Source organism: Enterobacter sp. T1-1 (assembly GCF_000710795.1).
GTDB lineage: Bacteria > Pseudomonadota > Gammaproteobacteria > Enterobacterales > Enterobacteriaceae > Enterobacter > Enterobacter cloacae.
In genome coordinates, this window is record NZ_JALW01000052.1 from 56,518 (window position 1) to 74,339 (window position 17,822).

Annotated in this window: 21 protein-coding genes; 7 read left to right on the forward strand and 14 right to left on the reverse strand. The window is 53.7% G+C overall.

What is annotated here, in order from left to right; genetic code table 11:
- Positions 1-61: 61 nt before the first annotated feature.
- Positions 62-1,996 (reverse strand): ATP-dependent zinc metalloprotease FtsH, encoded by a 1,935-nt coding sequence (gene ftsH, locus AK59_RS0117490; protein WP_013098921.1) that lies wholly within the window; start codon positions 1,994-1,996, stop codon positions 62-64.
- 102 nt (positions 1,997-2,098) lie between these two features.
- A complete protein-coding gene (gene rlmE / locus AK59_RS0117495; protein ID WP_003861812.1) occupies positions 2,099-2,725 on the reverse strand; it encodes a 23S rRNA (uridine(2552)-2'-O)-methyltransferase RlmE in 627 nt (208 codons plus the stop codon).
- A gap of 127 nt (positions 2,726-2,852) precedes the next feature.
- Here rlmE and yhbY point away from each other — a divergent pair, with 127 nt between their 5' ends.
- Positions 2,853-3,146, forward strand: coding sequence for a ribosome assembly RNA-binding protein YhbY (gene yhbY / locus AK59_RS0117500; RefSeq protein WP_014833438.1), 294 nt, complete (start codon positions 2,853-2,855; stop codon positions 3,144-3,146).
- 151 nt (positions 3,147-3,297) lie between these two features.
- On the opposite strand, the gene greA is transcribed toward yhbY, so the two are convergent.
- Positions 3,298-3,774: a transcription elongation factor GreA gene (greA, locus tag AK59_RS0117505; RefSeq protein ID WP_013098923.1), complete on the reverse strand. Its 477-nt coding sequence runs from the start codon at positions 3,772-3,774 to the stop codon at positions 3,298-3,300.
- A 227-nt stretch (positions 3,775-4,001) separates the two neighbouring features.
- Between greA and dacB the strand changes: the two genes are divergently transcribed.
- From dacB to pmrB, 3 genes are read left to right on the forward strand one after another with little or no spacing between them, the layout of a single operon-like run.
- Positions 4,002-5,435, forward strand: a complete 1,434-nt coding sequence (gene dacB / locus AK59_RS0117510; RefSeq protein ID WP_023622305.1) for a serine-type D-Ala-D-Ala carboxypeptidase — start codon at positions 4,002-4,004, stop codon at positions 5,433-5,435.
- A gap of 2 nt (positions 5,436-5,437) precedes the next feature.
- The gene (pmrA, locus tag AK59_RS0117515; RefSeq protein WP_013098925.1) at positions 5,438-6,100 is read left to right on the forward strand and encodes a two-component system response regulator PmrA; all 663 of its coding nucleotides are present in this window, start codon (positions 5,438-5,440) and stop codon (positions 6,098-6,100) included.
- The gene (gene pmrB / locus AK59_RS0117520) at positions 6,097-7,140 is read left to right on the forward strand and encodes a two-component system sensor histidine kinase PmrB (protein WP_029883388.1); all 1,044 of its coding nucleotides are present in this window, start codon (positions 6,097-6,099) and stop codon (positions 7,138-7,140) included. The genes pmrA and pmrB overlap by 4 nt, the downstream gene beginning before the upstream one ends.
- 37 nt (positions 7,141-7,177) lie before the next feature.
- On the opposite strand, the gene cgtA is transcribed toward pmrB, so the two are convergent.
- From cgtA to rplU, 4 genes are all read right to left on the reverse strand, one after another.
- Positions 7,178-8,350 (reverse strand): Obg family GTPase CgtA, encoded by a 1,173-nt coding sequence (gene cgtA, locus AK59_RS0117525; protein ID WP_029883389.1) that lies wholly within the window; start codon positions 8,348-8,350, stop codon positions 7,178-7,180.
- Positions 8,347-9,321, reverse strand: coding sequence for a DMT family transporter (locus AK59_RS0117530; protein WP_013098928.1), 975 nt, complete (start codon positions 9,319-9,321; stop codon positions 8,347-8,349). Before AK59_RS0117530 ends, cgtA begins: the two co-directional genes overlap by 4 nt.
- A 96-nt stretch (positions 9,322-9,417) precedes the next feature.
- Entirely contained in the window at positions 9,418-9,675 is a 258-nt protein-coding gene (rpmA, locus tag AK59_RS0117535; protein WP_004385076.1) for a 50S ribosomal protein L27, read from the reverse strand.
- A 19-nt stretch (positions 9,676-9,694) separates the two neighbouring features.
- Positions 9,695-10,006 (reverse strand): 50S ribosomal protein L21, encoded by a 312-nt coding sequence (gene rplU / locus AK59_RS0117540; protein ID WP_003025032.1) that lies wholly within the window; start codon positions 10,004-10,006, stop codon positions 9,695-9,697.
- Positions 10,007-10,263: 257 nt separating this feature from the next.
- On the opposite strand from rplU, the gene ispB reads away from it, so the two are divergent.
- On the forward strand, positions 10,264-11,235 hold the full coding sequence (gene ispB / locus AK59_RS0117545; RefSeq protein WP_013098929.1) for an octaprenyl diphosphate synthase: 972 nt from the start codon (positions 10,264-10,266) through the stop codon (positions 11,233-11,235).
- A 228-nt stretch (positions 11,236-11,463) separates the two neighbouring features.
- Positions 11,464-11,751, forward strand: a complete 288-nt coding sequence (sfsB, locus tag AK59_RS0117550; protein ID WP_013098930.1) for a DNA-binding transcriptional regulator SfsB — start codon at positions 11,464-11,466, stop codon at positions 11,749-11,751.
- Positions 11,752-11,814: 63 nt separating this feature from the next.
- Here the strand turns inward: sfsB and murA are convergent, their stop codons facing one another.
- From murA to mlaF, 7 genes are all read right to left on the reverse strand, one after another.
- Positions 11,815-13,074: a UDP-N-acetylglucosamine 1-carboxyvinyltransferase gene (murA, locus tag AK59_RS0117555; RefSeq protein WP_013098931.1), complete on the reverse strand. Its 1,260-nt coding sequence runs from the start codon at positions 13,072-13,074 to the stop codon at positions 11,815-11,817.
- Positions 13,075-13,124: 50 nt separating this feature from the next.
- Complete coding sequence (gene ibaG / locus AK59_RS0117560; RefSeq protein WP_008501458.1) at positions 13,125-13,379, reverse strand: BolA family iron metabolism protein IbaG; 255 nt, start codon at positions 13,377-13,379, stop codon at positions 13,125-13,127.
- A 126-nt stretch (positions 13,380-13,505) separates the two neighbouring features.
- Positions 13,506-13,799 (reverse strand): lipid asymmetry maintenance protein MlaB, encoded by a 294-nt coding sequence (gene mlaB, locus AK59_RS0117565; RefSeq protein WP_023622313.1) that lies wholly within the window; start codon positions 13,797-13,799, stop codon positions 13,506-13,508.
- On the reverse strand, positions 13,799-14,434 hold the full coding sequence (gene mlaC, locus AK59_RS0117570) for a phospholipid-binding protein MlaC (RefSeq protein ID WP_013098933.1): 636 nt from the start codon (positions 14,432-14,434) through the stop codon (positions 13,799-13,801). Before mlaC ends, mlaB begins: the two co-directional genes overlap by 1 nt.
- Positions 14,435-14,452: 18 nt before the next feature.
- Positions 14,453-15,001 (reverse strand): outer membrane lipid asymmetry maintenance protein MlaD, encoded by a 549-nt coding sequence (gene mlaD, locus AK59_RS0117575; protein WP_013098934.1) that lies wholly within the window; start codon positions 14,999-15,001, stop codon positions 14,453-14,455.
- Positions 15,002-15,005: 4 nt separating this feature from the next.
- Positions 15,006-15,788, reverse strand: coding sequence for a lipid asymmetry maintenance ABC transporter permease subunit MlaE (mlaE, locus tag AK59_RS0117580; protein ID WP_010436044.1), 783 nt, complete (start codon positions 15,786-15,788; stop codon positions 15,006-15,008).
- 7 nt (positions 15,789-15,795) lie between these two features.
- Positions 15,796-16,608 (reverse strand): phospholipid ABC transporter ATP-binding protein MlaF, encoded by an 813-nt coding sequence (mlaF, locus tag AK59_RS0117585; RefSeq protein WP_020687352.1) that lies wholly within the window; start codon positions 16,606-16,608, stop codon positions 15,796-15,798.
- A gap of 228 nt (positions 16,609-16,836) precedes the next feature.
- Between mlaF and AK59_RS0117590 the strand changes: the two genes are divergently transcribed.
- Entirely contained in the window at positions 16,837-17,814 is a 978-nt protein-coding gene (locus tag AK59_RS0117590) for a calcium/sodium antiporter (RefSeq protein ID WP_013098936.1), read from the forward strand.
- Positions 17,815-17,822 lie beyond the last annotated feature (8 nt).

Genomic DNA, 17,822 nt, shown 5'->3' on the forward strand with positions numbered 1-17,822 from the left:
GAAAAACCCCGGAGCAAGCTCCAGGGTTTGAGGTACAGACACACTCGCCAACAGCAGTGACTTACTTGTCGCCCAACTGTTCTGACATGGTGTTACCCGGGTTCGGCGTACGCGGTTCATCAACCGGACGCGGCGCACGCGGGGTGCCATTGTTGTCAGAATTGTTGGAAGCGCCTGGGTCTTCCCAGCCTGCTGGCGGACGCACTTCACGGCGAGCCATCAGGTCGTCAATCTGCGGAGCATCGATGGTCTCATATTTCATGAGCGCATCTTTCATCGAATGCAGGATGTCCATATTGTCGTTCAGGATCTGACGTGCGCGACCGTAGTTACGTTCAATCAGCGCTTTCACTTCCTGGTCGATGATACGAGCCGTTTCATCAGACATATGTTTCGCTTTCGCCACAGAACGGCCCAGGAATACTTCGCCCTCTTCCTCTGCATAGAGCAGTGGACCGAGTTTGTCGGAGAAGCCCCACTGAGTCACCATGTTACGCGCCAGGTTTGTCGCCACTTTAATATCGTTGGACGCACCGGTAGAAACATGTTCCGGACCGTAGATAATCTCTTCCGCCAGACGACCGCCGTACAGGGTTGAAATCTGGCTTTCCAGCTTCTGACGGCTGGCGCTGATCGCGTCGCCTTCAGGCAGGAAGAAGGTCACACCCAGCGCACGACCGCGCGGAATGATCGTCACTTTATGCACCGGATCGTGTTCCGGCACCAGTCGACCGATAATCGCGTGGCCCGCTTCGTGGTATGCCGTGGACTCTTTTTGCGCTTCCGTCATCACCATGGAGCGACGTTCCGCACCCATCATGATTTTGTCTTTCGCTTTTTCGAATTCCACCATCGACACTACACGTTTGTTACCGCGAGCCGCAAACAGTGCAGCTTCGTTGACCAGGTTAGCCAGGTCCGCACCGGAGAAGCCCGGAGTACCGCGCGCAATGATTGCCGCGTCGATATCTGGCGCCAGCGGTACGCGACGCATATGCACTTTCAGAATCTGTTCACGACCACGAACATCCGGCAGACCGACCACAACCTGACGGTCGAAACGGCCTGGACGCAGCAGCGCAGGATCAAGAACGTCCGGACGGTTAGTTGCCGCGATAACGATAATACCCTCGTTACCTTCGAAGCCGTCCATCTCAACCAGCATCTGGTTCAGGGTCTGCTCACGTTCATCGTGACCACCGCCCAGACCAGCGCCACGCTGGCGGCCTACGGCGTCGATTTCATCGATGAAGATAATGCACGGTGCTGCCTTTTTAGCCTGCTCGAACATGTCACGCACACGAGATGCACCGACACCCACGAACATTTCTACGAAGTCAGAACCTGAAATAGTAAAGAACGGTACCTTCGCTTCACCCGCGATGGCTTTCGCCAGCAGGGTCTTACCGGTACCCGGAGGGCCGACCATCAGGACGCCTTTCGGGATCTTACCGCCCAGCTTCTGGAAACGGCTCGGCTCGCGCAGGTATTCAACCAGTTCACCCACCTCTTCTTTTGCTTCGTCACAACCGGCGACGTCTGCAAACGTGGTTTTGATCTGATCTTCCGTCAACATACGCGCCTTGCTCTTACCGAACGACATGGCACCTTTGCCACCGCCGCCCTGCATCTGGCGCATAAAGAAGATCCAGACGCCGATAAGAAGCAGCATCGGGAACCAGGAGATGAAGATAGAAGCCAGCAGGCTCGGTTCTTCTGGCGGCTCACCTACCACCTTGACGTTTTTAGTCAGAAGGTTATCAAGCAGCTTAGGATCGTTCACCGGGATGTAAGTCGTGTAACGGTTACTATCTTTCTTGGTAACGTTGATCTCACGTCCGTTGATACGCGCTTCGCGAACCTGGTCCTGATTGACCTCCTGCAGGAAGGTAGAATAATCCACCTTGCGGCCATTCGACTCGCTGGGCCCAAAGCTCTGGAATACTGACATCAGCACAACGGCAATGACCAGCCAGAGTATTAGGTTTTTCGCCATGTCACTCAAGGGATTAACCTCATATTACAACTGTGTTAAAAACAGCGTCAGGATACTCTATATCCAGTGTCATTCAAACTTTCGTCTGAAATCTACCGGTTATCATTTTCGCCCGGTCGCTACAATATACACTTCACGGGAACGGGCCCGGGAAGAGTCCGGCTTACGAACTTTAACCTTCGCAAACAGGGAGCGAATTTCCTTAAGATACTCCTCGAAACCTTCGCCCTGAAACACCTTCACAACAAAACTACCACCAGGCGCTAGTACATCACGACACATTTCTAACGCTAGCTCCACCAGATACATGGCGCGGGGGATATCCACCGCCGGTGTTCCACACATATTTGGTGCCATATCCGACATGACAACCTGGACCTTACTGTCACCAACACGATCAAGTAACGCTTTCAGCACTAATTCATCACGAAAGTCGCCCTGAAGGAAGTCGACACCAACGATGGGATCCATTGGTAAAAGATCGCATGCAATGATGCGGCCCGTGCCGCCAATCTGCGTTACCGCATACTGCGACCATCCGCCAGGTGCCGCACCGAGGTCAACCACCGTCATCCCCGGCTTAAAAAGTTTGTCACTTTGCTGTATTTCATCAAGTTTAAACCAGGCACGGGAACGCAACCCCTTTTTCTGTGCCTGTTGAACATATTTATCGCTAAAGTGTTCCTGAAGCCAGCGGCTGGAGCTGGCAGAACGCTTTTTACCTGTCATTTAACATTTCCGTCCTGGTTCATCGTTGCTTGCCTGTGACGTAAATTTCTACGCAGCTATTTGGCGATATAAGGGAGATGGCGGTAGAATGAACCGTTTTCAATCCCAACGTAAGCAAAAATATACGATGAATCTGAGTACTAAACAAAAACAGCACCTTAAAGGTCTGGCACATCCGCTCAAGCCTGTAGTCATGCTTGGCAACAATGGTTTGACCGAAGGGGTGCTTGCCGAGATTGAACAAGCGCTGGAACACCACGAGCTGATCAAGGTGAAAATTGCCTCTGAAGACAGAGACACGAAGAACTTGATCGTGGAAGCCATCGTGCGCGAAACCGGTGCCTGTAACGTGCAGGTCATCGGTAAAACGCTGGTGCTCTATCGCCCAACTAAAGAGCGTAAAATCTCGCTGCCACGCTAAGGATATCCTGAATTAAACACATTTTCTGTGTAAAACGAGGGATTTCTGTCAGCAGGTGAGCAAAATGCCATGCTCCTTGAGTTGATAAAAGGCCGCTATGCGGCCTTTTTCCTTTCTTTACAATGTATCAACATCTTCGTGGAGAGGCGAACTACAGGTACTCAACCTTAATAATTTCGTATTCCACTTCGCCACCCGGGGTACGGATGGTCACGACATCGTCCTGCTCTTTGCCAATCAGGCCGCGAGCAATCGGTGAGTTCACTGAAATCAGGTTCTGTTTGAAGTCTGCTTCATCGTCACCCACGATGCGGTAAGTCTGCTCTTCGTCAGTGTCCAGGTTCAGCACGCTAACGGTTGAACCAAAGATCACACGCCCATTGTTTGGCATTTTGGTGATATCGATAACCTGCGCATTAGACAGCTTAGCTTCGATATCTTTAATACGCCCTTCACAGAAACCCTGCTGCTCACGCGCCGCGTGGTATTCAGCGTTCTCTTTCAGGTCGCCATGCTCACGCGCTTCCGCGATAGCGGCGATGATTTCAGGGCGACGAACAGATTTCAGGAAATCCAGCTCTTCGCGCAGTTTTTCGGCACCACGTAAGGTCATCGGAATAGCTTGCATTTGTTATACCTCTTAAACATTCCTGTTGGGAGCAGTGTTCCCTGCTCCGGCCCTCATGAGCGGGCCAGAAGCAAAAAGAAAACCGACCCGGGAGCAACGCCCCAGGTCAGCAGCAATTTTCAATTTGATACGTATTTTACCGCGAAGTTCACTATGGGTCATCGTTTACTTTGCAGTGCCATGCACCGTAGTATGACGGTTTGTTTTCGGGTTGTTAGCGCGAGATTATGCGATTTTCCAGATTTATCATCGGATTGACTACCAGTATAACGTTCAGCGTTCAGGCCGCGAATGTTGATGAATACATTAATCAGCTCCCTGCCGGGGCCAACCTTGCTCTGATGGTGCAGAAGGTCGGCGCGCAGGCACCTGAGATTGACTACCACAGTCAACAAATGGCGCTGCCTGCCAGTACTCAGAAGGTGATCACTGCGCTCGCTGCCCTGCTTCAGCTTGGTCCTGACTTCCGTTTTACCACGACTCTTGAGACCAGGGGAGAGGTTAAAGACGGTGAGCTGAAAGGCGATCTTATTGCCCGTTTTGGCGGTGATCCCACCTTCAAACGTCAGGATATCCGCAACATGGTGGCGGTGCTGAAAAAATCTGGCGTGCAGAAGATCGATGGTAACGTGTTGATCGACACCTCCATCTTTGCCAGCCACGATAAAGCGCCGGGCTGGCCGTGGAACGACATGACGCAGTGCTTTAGCGCACCGCCATCGGCAGCGATTGTTGATCGTAACTGCTTCTCGATTTCGCTTTACAGCGCGCCAAAACCGGACGATTTAGCGTTTATTCGCGTGGCGTCTTACTACCCGGTCACCATGTTTAGCCAGGTCCGAACGCTGGCAAAAGGCTCCCCGGATGCGCAATATTGCGAACTGGATGTGGTGCCCGGCGACCTTAACCGCTTCACGCTTACCGGTTGCCTGACGCAACGCGCCGATCCCCTCCCGCTGGCCTTCGCCATCCAGGATGGTGCAAGCTACGCGGGCGCAATTCTCAAGGACGAACTGAAACAGGCTGGGATCACCTATACCGGTACCCTGCTCCGCCAGACGCAGGTTAATCAACCCGGCACGGTTATCGCCAGCAAACAGTCTGCACCGTTGCACGATTTGCTAAGGATCATGCTGAAGAAGTCTGACAATATGATCGCCGACACCGTGTTCCGCATGATTGGTCACGCGCGTTTTGGCGTTCCGGGAACCTGGCGTGCGGGCTCCGACGCCGTGCGTCAGATCCTTCGTCAGCAGGCGGGGATCGATCTGGGCAACACCATCGCTGTCGATGGTTCCGGGTTATCACGTCACAATTTGATCTCCCCGGCAACCATGATGCAAGTGCTTCAGTACATTGCACAACATGACACTGAGCTAAACTTTATTTCGATGCTGCCACTTGCCGGGCATGACGGTTCACTTCAGTACCGGGCCGGTCTTCACGCCGCCGGTGTGGACGGTAAGGTATCAGCCAAAACAGGTTCACTGCAGGGTGTTTACAACCTTGCAGGCTTCATCACCACCGCCAGCGGGCAGCGTCTGGCATTCGTGCAGTATCTTTCCGGCTATGCCGTCGAACCGGCCGACCAGCGCAATCGCCGTATCCCGCTGGTGCGCTTCGAAAGCAGGCTTTATAAGGACATCTACCAGAATAACTAGCGATGAAACTACTTATAGTTGAAGACGATCTGTTATTACAGGAAGGGCTGGCGCTGGCGCTGTCCAATGAAGGCTATGCCCTCGACTGCGCCGCCACGGCGGCAGAGGCGGATGCCCTGATCCAGAGCGGTGAATACAGTCTGGTGATCCTCGATCTGGGCCTCCCGGATAAAGACGGGGCCACGTTGTTAAGCCAGTGGCGGCGTCGCGGTGTCGACAACCCGGTGTTGATCCTGACGGCGCGCGATGCCATCGAAGATCGTATCAACGGCCTGGATTCCGGCGCGGATGATTATCTGGTGAAGCCGTTTGCCCTTGCAGAGCTACAGGCGCGCGTGCGTGCGTTAATTCGCCGCTATCAGGGGCACAGTGATAACTTACTGACCGATGGTGATATTACCCTGAATCTGCAAACTCAGCAGGTGCTGTGCCAGTCTCTGCCTGTTGAGGTCACACCGAAAGAGTTCGCCCTGCTTACGCGTCTGATCATGCGTAGCGGGCAGACGGTACACCGTGAAACCCTCCAGCAGGATATCTACTCCTGGCAGGACGATCCGGGATCAAATACCCTTGAAGTCCACATTCACAATTTGCGACGCAAACTTGGCAAAGACCGGATAAAAACCGTTCGTGGCGTGGGTTATCGTCTGGAGAGACAGAAATGAACAGTATGCGTCGGCGATTAATGGTTTTGCTGGCGGTGATCCTGTTATTTTTCCAGTTGATAAGCGTGATTTGGCTGTGGCATGAAAGCCGCGAACAGATTGGCTTTCTGGTCAATGAAACGCTGTCTGCAAAGGCACGTAACAACCATGTCGAAAAAGAGATACGCGAAGCGATTGCCTCGCTGCTGGTCCCTTCCCTGGTGATGGTCGGTTTTACCCTGCTCTTCTCCTTCTGGGCAGTCACCTGGATAACTCGTCCGCTGAATCAATTGCGGGCCAGTCTGGCGAATCGTTCGGCGGACAACCTCACTCCGCTGCCCATGTATTCAGATATGGAAGAGATTGGCGCCGTCACAACCTCTCTGAACCAATTGCTCGCCAGGCTTGATCACACCATACAACAAGAAAGGCTCTTTACCGCTGATGCCGCGCATGAACTGCGAACCCCACTCGCCGGGATCAGGTTGCATCTGGAACTGATGGCACAATCAGGTTCGCCACAAGCTTCAGCATTAATCAGCCGTATTGATCAACTCATGCATACCATTGAACAGCTGCTGATGCTGGCGCGGGCCGGGCAGGCAATGGCGAGCGGCCACTATGAGACGGTAAACTGGACAGACAATATCATCACCCCGCTTGGCCTTGAGCATGAAGCCAAAGAACATACGGTGATATGGCCGGCCAAAAGTCCGCTAACGGTGCAGGGGGACGCGGTGCTTCTGCGACTCATGCTGCGTAACCTGCTGGAGAATGCCGGGCGCTATAGCCCCGCAGGGACCACTATCACAGTGACATTGACCGCACAGGACGGCGGTACGCGGGTCAGCGTAATCGATCAGGGTCCTGGTATTGATGAAGCACACCGGCAGTCAATTACCGAGCCGTTCCGTCGTCTCGATCAGCGCTACGGTGGCAGTGGCCTGGGTCTGAGCATTGTGCAACGCATTGTGCAGCTTCACCACGGAAAGCTGACGCTGGAGAATGCCGCAGAAGGCGGTCTCATTGCCAGTTGCTGGCTGCCTTCAACGTTAGAATAAAAAAAGCCCCTGTATCAACAGGGGCCTTATCGGGTCATTAGTGCTTGTAGATGAACTCGACGCCTTCTTCGTCGTCTTCATCCCAGTCGTCGTCCCAGTCGTCTTCCTCTTCCGCTTCCAGCTCTTCAAGCTGTTGACGGTGGTAGTCATCCCACATGAATTCGACTTTTTCAGGCTGCTTCGCTTCTTCCGCCTGAACAACCGGGTTCTCGATGATAAAGGTCATCACATCCCAGCAGAGATCTTTCACGCCAACCTGGCTTGCCGCAGAGATCAGGTAGTATTTCTCTTCCCACCCCATCGCTTCAGCAATGGCTTTCGCTTTTGCTTCCGCTTCGGCTTTATCCATCAGGTCAATCTTGTTAAAGACCAGCCAGCGCGGTTTGTTCGCCAGTTTCTCGCTGTATTTCTCCAGCTCGCCGACGATGATACGGGCATTTTCTACCGGATCGGACCCGTCGATCGGATCGATATCGATGATGTGCAGCAGTACACGGCAGCGCTCAAGGTGTTTCAGGAAGCGGATACCCAGACCGGCACCTTCCGCTGCACCTTCAATCAGACCCGGGATATCGGCAACCACAAAGCTCTTCTCGTTATCCATACGGACAACGCCCAGGCTTGGCACCAGCGTGGTAAACGGATAGTCCGCCACTTTTGGCTTAGCGGCAGAGACGGCGCGAATAAACGTGGATTTACCAGCGTTTGGCATTCCCAGCATCCCTACATCGGCCAGCAGCATCAGCTCCAACTGCAGGTCACGCTTATCGCCCGGCGTACCCATTGTTTTCTGACGCGGCGTACGGTTGACGGAAGATTTGAAACGGCTGTTGCCCAGACCGTGCCAACCCCCTTTTGCAACCATCAGACGCTGACCGTGTTTGGTCATGTCGCCCATGGTCTCACCTGTACCCTGATCGATCACACGCGTACCCACCGGTACTTTGATGGTGACGTCTTTACCACGTTTACCGGTACAGTCACGGCTCTGGCCGTTCTGGCCACGCTCAGCGCGGAAAGATTTTTCGAAACGGTAGTCGATCAGCGTGTTGAGGTTCTCATCCGCCTCCAGCCATACGTCACCGCCGTCGCCGCCGTCGCCACCGTCAGGGCCACCACGAGGAATATATTTTTCACGGCGGAAGCTTACGCAACCGTTGCCGCCATCACCTGCCACGACCAGGATCGTCGCTTCATCAACAAACTTCATTTTACTCTCCGTAAATCATTCGCCTGAGCGGGGACCGCTTCATTTTTGCGCCAACGCCCCCAGAGACGATGACCAATGGCGGAATACATCGCGCCCGCAACCACGACAAACGCACCGAGATAGCCCAACAGGTTGAGCATCGGTCTGACGAAGACATCGGGCCAGGCCATTGATAACAAATCTGAAAATAACAGCGTAAACAGCGGAGTGAGCGTAATCAATGCGCTCACCTGTGCTGCCTGCCAGCGCGCCATTGCTTCGGCCAGCGCGCCATAACCGACCAGCGTATTCAGCCCACAAAATATCAGGCACGCCAGTTGCCAGTCGCTAAGCTGAGTGATCACCCCCGGCTTCGCTAACGGCAATAATGCTATTGTACACAAAGTGTACAGCAAAAAGAGGATCTGCTGTGAGGCAAGACGACGCAATAACACCTTTTGCGCGACGCCATAGCTCACCCAAACCGTTGCTGCCCCCACACCGAAGATTACACCCCAGGTGTAATCGGTCAGGCGGGTAAAAATCTCTATCAGGCTGGTATTGAAGAACATTACCAGGCCACATAGCAGCATGCTCGCCCCGACGATCTGCGTACCGCGCATCTTCTCCTTGAGGATAACGACGCTGGCAACCATCATGCCGACCGGTGAAAGTTGGCCAATCACTTGCGACGCCGTCGGGCTGAGATATTGCAGGGAAGAACTGAACAGAATGAAGTTACCAAACAGTCCCCCCGTCGCGATAGCCAGTAATACCAGCCAGCGCGGTTTACGGAAGAGACGCAGGGGCGGAAGCTTGCCTTTAACAGCAAGGATGGCACCCAGGCCGATACTTGCCATCAGAAAGCGATAAAACACCACCGTAGGCGGTTCCATCACTTCCAGTACCTGCTTCATTGCAATTGGCAGCGCACCCCAGCACATTGCGGTTGTGAGCGCCAAAAGAATTCCAATGCCGGCCTGCTGCTTCATGCCCGTTTTCCCTACAGAAAAAATTACCGGGTTTCCAATGTAAAAAGCCCCGCAACAGGTTGCGGGGCTTTAATCCGTTACCGGACCGAGAAAACCTTACTCAGCAACGATGCTGATGTATTTACGGTTGTTCGGGCCTTTAACTTCAAATTTCACTTTACCGTCTGCTTTAGCAAACAGAGTGTGGTCACGACCGCAACCTACGTTGTTGCCAGCGTGGAATTTGGTACCACGTTGACGAACGATGATGCTACCCGCCAGAACGGATTCGCCACCGAAACGCTTAACGCCCAGGCGTTTAGCTTCTGAATCGCGACCGTTACGTGTGGAGCCGCCAGCCTTTTTATGTGCCATTTAAATCTCTCCTCAGGTCTTAGGCGCTGATGCCAGTAATTTTCACATCAGTGAACCACTGACGGTGGCCCTGCTGCTTACGGTAGTGTTTACGACGACGAAACTTAACGATTTTAACTTTCTCGCCACGACCGTGAGCAACAACTTCAGCTTTGATAACGCCGCCATCAACGAAAGGAACGCCGATTTTGACTTCTTCACCGTTTGCGATCATCAGAACTTCTGCGAACTCAACAGATTCGCCAGTTGCGATGTCCAGCTTTTCCAGGCGAACGGTCTGACCTTCGCTTACTCGGTGTTGTTTACCACCACTTTGGAAAACCGCGTACATATAAACTCCGCTTCCGCGCACATCCTCGTATGAATCAGAGTGCGCTATAAATATTCACAATAGGGCGCGAATATTACGCAAAACGCGAGCCTTTGACAAGTGCTACCATCAATACATGAAGAAAAAAAACACAACACGTACGGTAGCGTTTATCTGAGCCGTTTTTTCAGTACAATCAGCAATACTATTGATAAACCGAAACCCTTCGTTACCCCATCAAAGATGGGATAAACAGGATAAAAAGCCCGGCTTTTGCGATGAATTTAGAAAAAATCAACGAGTTAACCGCGCAAGATATGGCGGGTGTGAATGCAGCAATCCTGGAACAACTCAACTCTGATGTTCAGCTAATCAATCAGTTGGGCTATTACATCGTCAGCGGCGGCGGTAAACGTATTCGCCCGATGATTGCCATACTGGCCGCCAGAGCCGTGGGTTATCAGGGAAAGGCTCATGTCACTATCGCAGCACTGATCGAATTTATTCACACTGCGACGCTTCTGCATGATGATGTTGTGGATGAATCAGACATGCGTCGTGGCAAAGCCACGGCAAACGCCGCCTTCGGCAACGCAGCCAGCGTTCTGGTCGGTGATTTTATCTATACCCGTGCCTTCCAGATGATGACCAGCCTCGGCTCTCTGAAAGTGCTGGAAGTGATGTCTGAAGCCGTTAACGTGATCGCGGAAGGCGAAGTGCTGCAGCTGATGAACGTCAACGATCCTGACATCACCGAAGAAAATTACATGCGCGTAATCTACAGCAAAACCGCGCGCCTGTTTGAAGCTGCGGCGCAATGTTCCGGCATTCTGGCTGGCTGTACCGCTGCGCAGGAAAAAGGGCTGCAGGACTATGGCCGTTATCTGGGGACCGCATTCCAGCTCATTGACGATTTGCTGGACTACAGTGCTGATGGCGAAACGCTCGGCAAAAACGTCGGCGATGACCTCAACGAAGGTAAACCGACCCTGCCGCTGCTCCATGCCATGCACAACGGATCCGCTGACCAGGCGAAAATGATCCGTGAAGCGATTGAGCAGGGAAATGGTCGCCATCTACTGGAACCGGTACTGGAAACAATGGCCATCTGCGGCTCGCTGGAATGGACGCGTCAGCGCGCTGAAGAAGAGGCGGATAAAGCCATCGCGGCACTGCAGGTCATTCCAGACAGCCCATGGCGCGATGCATTAATCGGCCTTGCCCACATCGCCGTACAGCGCGATCGTTAACCTCTCGCTTCTCCCCGCGGCCTTCGCGGGGAGATTTCAATAAGTTCTTATAAATTCCATATTCACGTAAAATCATCGGCTTACAGACCGCATGAATAAAGCCATGTCTTATTCTGAATATTCCTTCAAGTAACGCGAACTTTTTAGAGCCTGTGTTCAAAATGAGTATAGTAACCCCGTCGTTTCGGTAGAAATGACGTGGGTGATTACGAACACAAGGACAGCTTTATGGATATGAAATTTATCGACTGGCACTCAGCAGATATTATTGCTGCGCTGCGCAAAAAAGGAACATCGCTCGCCGCTGAATCACGTCGCAATGGATTGAGCTCATCAACGCTGGCAAATGCCCTGACTCGCCCCTGGCCAAAGGGTGAATTGATTATTGCATCGGCGCTGGAGACGCACCCGTGGGTCATTTGGCCCTCGCGTTACCACGATCCCATTACCCATGAGTTTATTGACAGAACACGCATGATTCGCCAGAAAAAAACCAGGAAAGAGCAACCGGCCTGACGCGCTTTTTTTGACAGGAACAGCACCCCCCCGGCCATCTCTGGCAGGGGGCTGCCGGAACGATTACTCGCCCTTCACACGCTCGATATTGGCACCCAGCGCGCGCAGTTTGTCTTCAATACGCTCGTAACCACGATCGATGTGGTAGATACGATCCACAACCGTCGTTCCTTCCGCGATGCAACCCGCTAATACCAGGCTCGCAGACGCACGCAGATCGGTTGCCATAACCTGCGCACCGGAGAGTTTCTCAACACCGTGGCAAATCACTGTGTTACTTTCGATCTCTGCATGTGCGCCCATACGGATCAGCTCCGGTACGTGCATGAAGCGGTTCTCGAAGATAGTCTCGGTGATCACACCGGTACCTTCCGCCACCAGGTTCAGCAGCGTGAACTGAGCCTGCATATCGGTCGGGAATGCCGGATGCGGCGCCGTGCGAACGGTTACCGCTTTTGGACGTTTACCGTGCATATCAAGGCTGATCCAGTCTTCACCGGTTTCGATATCCGCACCCGCTTCACGCAGCTTCGCCAGCACCGCATCCAGGGTGTCAGGCTGCGCATTACGGCAAACAATCTTGCCGCCAGAAATGGCCGCAGCCACCAGGAAAGTCCCGGTTTCAATACGGTCTGGCAGAACGCGATACACACCGCCACCCAGACGCTCAACGCCTTCAATGGTGATGCGATCGGTACCCTGGCCAGAGATTTTTGCACCCAGCGCCACGAGGAAGTTGGCGGTATCCACAATTTCCGGCTCGCGCGCGGCGTTTTCGATAATAGTGGTACCTTCTGCCAGCGTTGCCGCGGACATAATGGTGACGGTTGCGCCAACGCTCACTTTGTCCATGACAATGTGTGCGCCTTTCAGGCGGCCATTTACGGACGCTTTAACGTAACCTTCTTCCAGTTTGATCTCCGCGCCCAGCTTCTCCAGACCGAAGATATGCAGGTCAACAGGACGCGCGCCAATGGCGCAACCACCAGGCAGTGACACCTGTCCCTGACCAAAACGCGCTACCAGCGGGCCAAGCGCCCAGATGGATGCACGCATGGTTTTCACCAGGTCGTACGGTGCTGAGAAGTTGTTCACGTTGCTGGCATCGATCCAGACGGAGCCATTACGCTCGACTTTCGTCCCCAACTGGGTGAGCAGCTTCATGGTGGTGTCGATATCTTTCAGCTTCGGTACGTTCTGAATTTCTACCGGCTCTTCCGCGAGCAGCGCAGCAAAGAGGATCGGCAGCGCGGCGTTTTTCGCGCCAGAAATTGTGACTTCGCCCTGGAGGCGCGTCGGCCCCTGTACACGAAATTTATCCATGGTGTGCTCTCTTATAAATTCAACCGTGCTGCGGGCGCATCGCCCTCAGCTCAAAAACCGTTTAGTTTGCGATCGCGTGCCCACTCTTGCGGGGTGAACGCTTTAATCGACAGGGCGTGGATGCGGTTATCCGCAATATATTCCATCAGCGGCGCGTACACAGCCTGCTGTTTCTTCACACGGCTCATACCGTCGAACATCTCACCCACAGCAATAACCTGGAAGTGACTGCCATCGCCTGTGACGTGGGCTTCCTGAAGGGAGAGTGCATTCATCAGCACTGTCTGGATTTCATGATTTTCCATGGGTTCTTAATCATCTGATAGTGAAAACAAGCCCAACATCTTAGAGCAAAGTGGCGTCGTCTTAAACAAGCAAAAAGCCCCGACGATGAAACTGTCAGGGCTTTCAGAAGTAACGCACTGAAAATATTAATGCGGCAGTACGTCCTGAGGAAGATTGTAGAGCTGCGCCAGGGTGACGACATTATCGCTGGCCCCGTGAAGCATTACGGTTGCCCCCTGCTTTTTCCCCACGGCAATGAGGTGGGCAAGCAGCGCCACCCCAGCCGTATCTACCCGCGTGACGCCGCTCAAATCGATCAGCGTAACGCCCTGCATGGCGTCATGGCGTTTATCCCATAACGGGTTGAGCAGATCCTGATCGAGTTCACCGGACAGCTTTAATGTTTCGCCCTCACGCGACCAGCTCAGTTGCTGCGACATTACTTCTTCTCATCCAGGGTGATTTTCTGGCGAGAGATAGACTGCAGCTGGGCGGTCAGGCCATCAATGCCTTTAGTACGCAGCAGGTCGCTCCACTCATTCTGTTTAGTCGTGATCATGCTCACCCCTTCGGCGATCATGTCATACGCCTGCCAGTTACCGGTCTGGCTGTTTTTACGCCACTGGAAATCCAGGCGAACCGGTGGACGACCGTTAGGATCGATGATCGTGACGCGAATAGGCACAATGGTGGCATCACCCAGCGGCTGTTCCGGTGCAATCTGGTAGGTCTGGCCGTGGTACATCGCCAGCGCCTGGCCGTAAGCCTGTTTCAGATATTCACGGAAGGCAGCAAAGTAGGCTTCACGCTGCGCAGGGGTAGCGTCTTTGTAATAACGCCCCAGCACCAACGCACCGGCATATTTGATCTGCACATACGGCAGCAGCTCCTGATCGACCACGTCACGCAGATAATCAGGATTAGAACGAATTTTAGGCTGTTCGTTTTTAAGACGATCGAAGGTTTTCTTCGCGGCTTCGTCCATCAGTTTGTACGGGTTGCTCTGATCCGCGGCGTGTGCTGCCGTGAGAGGGGCAATAACCAGCATGGCAACCATTAACAGTCGTTTAAACATGAATGACTTCTCCTGATATTAATTCGTCGTGCCAGGTGTCGGTGCGACGTTGGTATGATCTTCAGTCTGCGCAGGGGCAGCATCGGACTTTTTATCATCTCCCTTACTGTTGTAAAGGAACTGACCAATCATGTCCTCCAGCACCATCGCGGACTTGGTATCCTGGATCACGCTACCGTCTTTAAGGATAGTCGTTCCAAGCTCAGGATCTTCAAAGCCCACGTTCAGTGCCAGATATTGTTCGCCCAGCAGGCCGGAGGTGCGGATAGAAAGCGAGCTGGTATCCGGGATATGGTTGTAACGCTCTTCAATATCCATCGCCACGCGCGGCAGATAGGTTTTTTCATCAAGCGTAATGTCAGCCACACGGCCAATAACCACACCGCCAATACGCACAGGAGAGCGCGCCTTCAGCCCTCCGATATTGTCGAAAGTGGCATAGATGCGATAAGTCGGTTCGGTACGCACTGAGGTGATATCCGCCGCTCTCAGGCAGATAAACAGTGCGGCAAGCAGTGCCAGCAACAGGAACACGCCGACCCAAATTTCATTTTTTCTCGTTTGCATGAACTCAATTCCCAAACATCAGTGCGGTGAGCACAAAATCCAGACCCAGTACGGCCAGCGACGAATGTACGACAGTACGTGTAGTTGCACGGCTAATGCCCGCCGACGTCGGGATGGCATCGTAACCATTAAATAACGCAATCCAGGTGACCGTAATGGCAAATACCACGCTTTTAATCAAACAGTTAACCAGATCCATTCGCAGATCGATGGCGTCCTGCATGGCAGACCAGAAGAAACCGGCATCAATGCCTTTCCAGTGAACGCCCACCAGCGAACCGCCCCAGATACCGACGGCCACAAACAGGATAGTCAGCAACGGTAAGGAGATAACCCCTGCCCAGAAACGGGGGGAGATAACACGCCGCAACGGATCGACCGCCATCATTTCCATACTGGAAAGCTGCTCGGTGGCACGCATCAGACCAATCTCTGCGGTGAGTGCCGACCCCGCGCGTCCGGCAAACAGCAGTGCCGCCACCACCGGCCCCAGTTCACGCAGCAGCGAAAGCGCCACCAGCATGCCGAGGCTGGTTTCCGCGCTGTAGGTCGTCAGCACAAGGTAGCCCTGCAGCCCCAGCACCATGCCGATAAACAGACCGGACACAATGATGATCAGCATCGACAGCACGCCGACGTTATAGAGTTGCCGTACCAGTAAAGGCGCGTGCTTGCGGAACTCCGGCTTGCCGACCAGCGCGTTGAACAACATCAATCCGGCGCGCCCGAACGTCCTGATGGTTTTTATGCCACGGTGTCCAAGAGCGGCCAACGCATTTAACAGCATGAGTGACTTAACTCCCTATTCCCAATAAATCGTCACGATAGTCGCCCGCAGGGTAGCGGAACGGCACAGGCCCATCCGCAATACCGTCGAGGAACTGCCGTACTCGCGGATCGCAGTTTTCCTGCAACGCCTGGGCGCTGCCGTGCGCGACGATCCTTTTGTCTGCCACAATGTAGGCATAGTCGGCAATACTCAACACTTCCGGCACATCGTGAGACACCACAATGCAGGTGACGCCGAGCGCGCTGTTCAATTCAGAGATGAGCTTCACCAGCACGCCCATCGTAATTGGATCCTGTCCGACAAACGGTTCGTCGAACATGATTAAGTCGGGTTCCAGCGCAATGGCTCTCGCCAGCGCGGCGCGACGCGCCATGCCACCAGACAGCTCTGACGGCATCAGCTTTGCGGCGCCACGCAGCCCTACCGCCTCCAGCTTCATCATTACCGTGCTTTTCAGCAGCTCTGGCGGAAGCTGCGTATGCTCGCGCAGCGGATAGGCGACATTATCAAAGACGTTCATGTCGGTGAACAAGGCCCCCGACTGAAAGAGCATGCTCATCCGCTTGCGCACAGTATACAGGCGCGACCGCGACATCTCCGGTACGTTTTCGCCGTCGAAGAGGATTTCACCGCTATCGGGTGGGATCTGCCCACCGATAAGTCGCAGCAGGGTCGTTTTACCGATCCCGGACGGTCCCATGATGGCTGTGATTTTGCCACGCGGCACGGTCAACGAAATATCATCAAATATCAATCTGTTGCCGCGAGAAAAGCTCACCCCACGGACATCGACTAAATTCGCCATCGTTTGGCTCATTTACGGTTCCTTTCTTACCCTGCTTCATGCGAAGCGTGAAGCTTAAATCAGCCCTAAACCCCACATTTTTACAGAATATTAGCCGTAGAGGTTAGCGAAAGCTGGCATTTGTTTTACTTTTCCGGCGCATAAAGTCAAAATTAGGAATTCGTTACGTCTTAGGCTGTATGCAGCGCTAACAATTCCCGCGCGGTGGACCGGCGAGTATACCTGAAGAAAGGACTTTTGATGCTTTTAGCAACAGCACTGTTAATAATTGGTTTACTTTTGGTGGTCTACAGTGCTGACCGTTTGGTGTTTGCTGCATCGATCCTGTGCCGCCTCACTGGCGTCCCACCTGTTGTCATCGGGATGACCGTGGTCAGTGTTGGAACCTCCCTGCCTGAAATCATCGTCTCTGTGACGGCATCGCTGCATGGTCAGATAGACCTTGCTGTTGGCACCGCGATTGGCTCTAACATCGTCAATATTCTGCTTATTCTGGGCCTGGCCGCGCTGCTCCATCCATTTCGCGTGCATTCTGATGTTCTGCGCCGGGAATTGCCGCTAATGTTGATCGTAAGCCTGTTGGCAGGATGCGTATTTTACGATGGCGTTCTGAGCTACAGTGACGGCATTTTCTTGCTGGCGCTGGCGGTCATCTGGCTGCTCTATAGTGTTAACATTGCCCGCCTGGCGGAAAAACAGGGTCAGGACAGCCTGACGCGTGAGCAGGTCGCCGAGCTACCGCGTGAAGGTACGCTGCCTGTTGCACTGCTCTGGCTGGGTGTCGCGTTGATCATTATGCCCATGGCAACGCGGATGGTCGTGGATAACGCGACGGTACTGGCGAATTATTTCGCCATGAGCGAACTGACCATTGGCCTGACCGTGATCGCCATCGGCACCAGCCTGCCGGAGCTGGCCACGGCCATTGCCGGGGCACGTAAAGGTGAAGATGACATCGCCATCGGCAATATTATCGGCTCGAACATCTTCAATATTGCCATCGTCATGGGCCTGCCAGCCCTGATAACGCCCGGGCCGTTTAACCCGCTGGCCTTCTCACGTGATTACGGGGTGATGTTGCTGGTGAGCGTTATCTTTGCCCTGCTCTGCTGGCGGCGGCAACGACAGATCGGCAAAGGCGCAGGCGCGCTGCTGACGGGTGGATTTATCGTATGGATGGCGATGCTGTACTGGCTTTCGCCTCTTCTCTCTGGGTAAACGGAAAC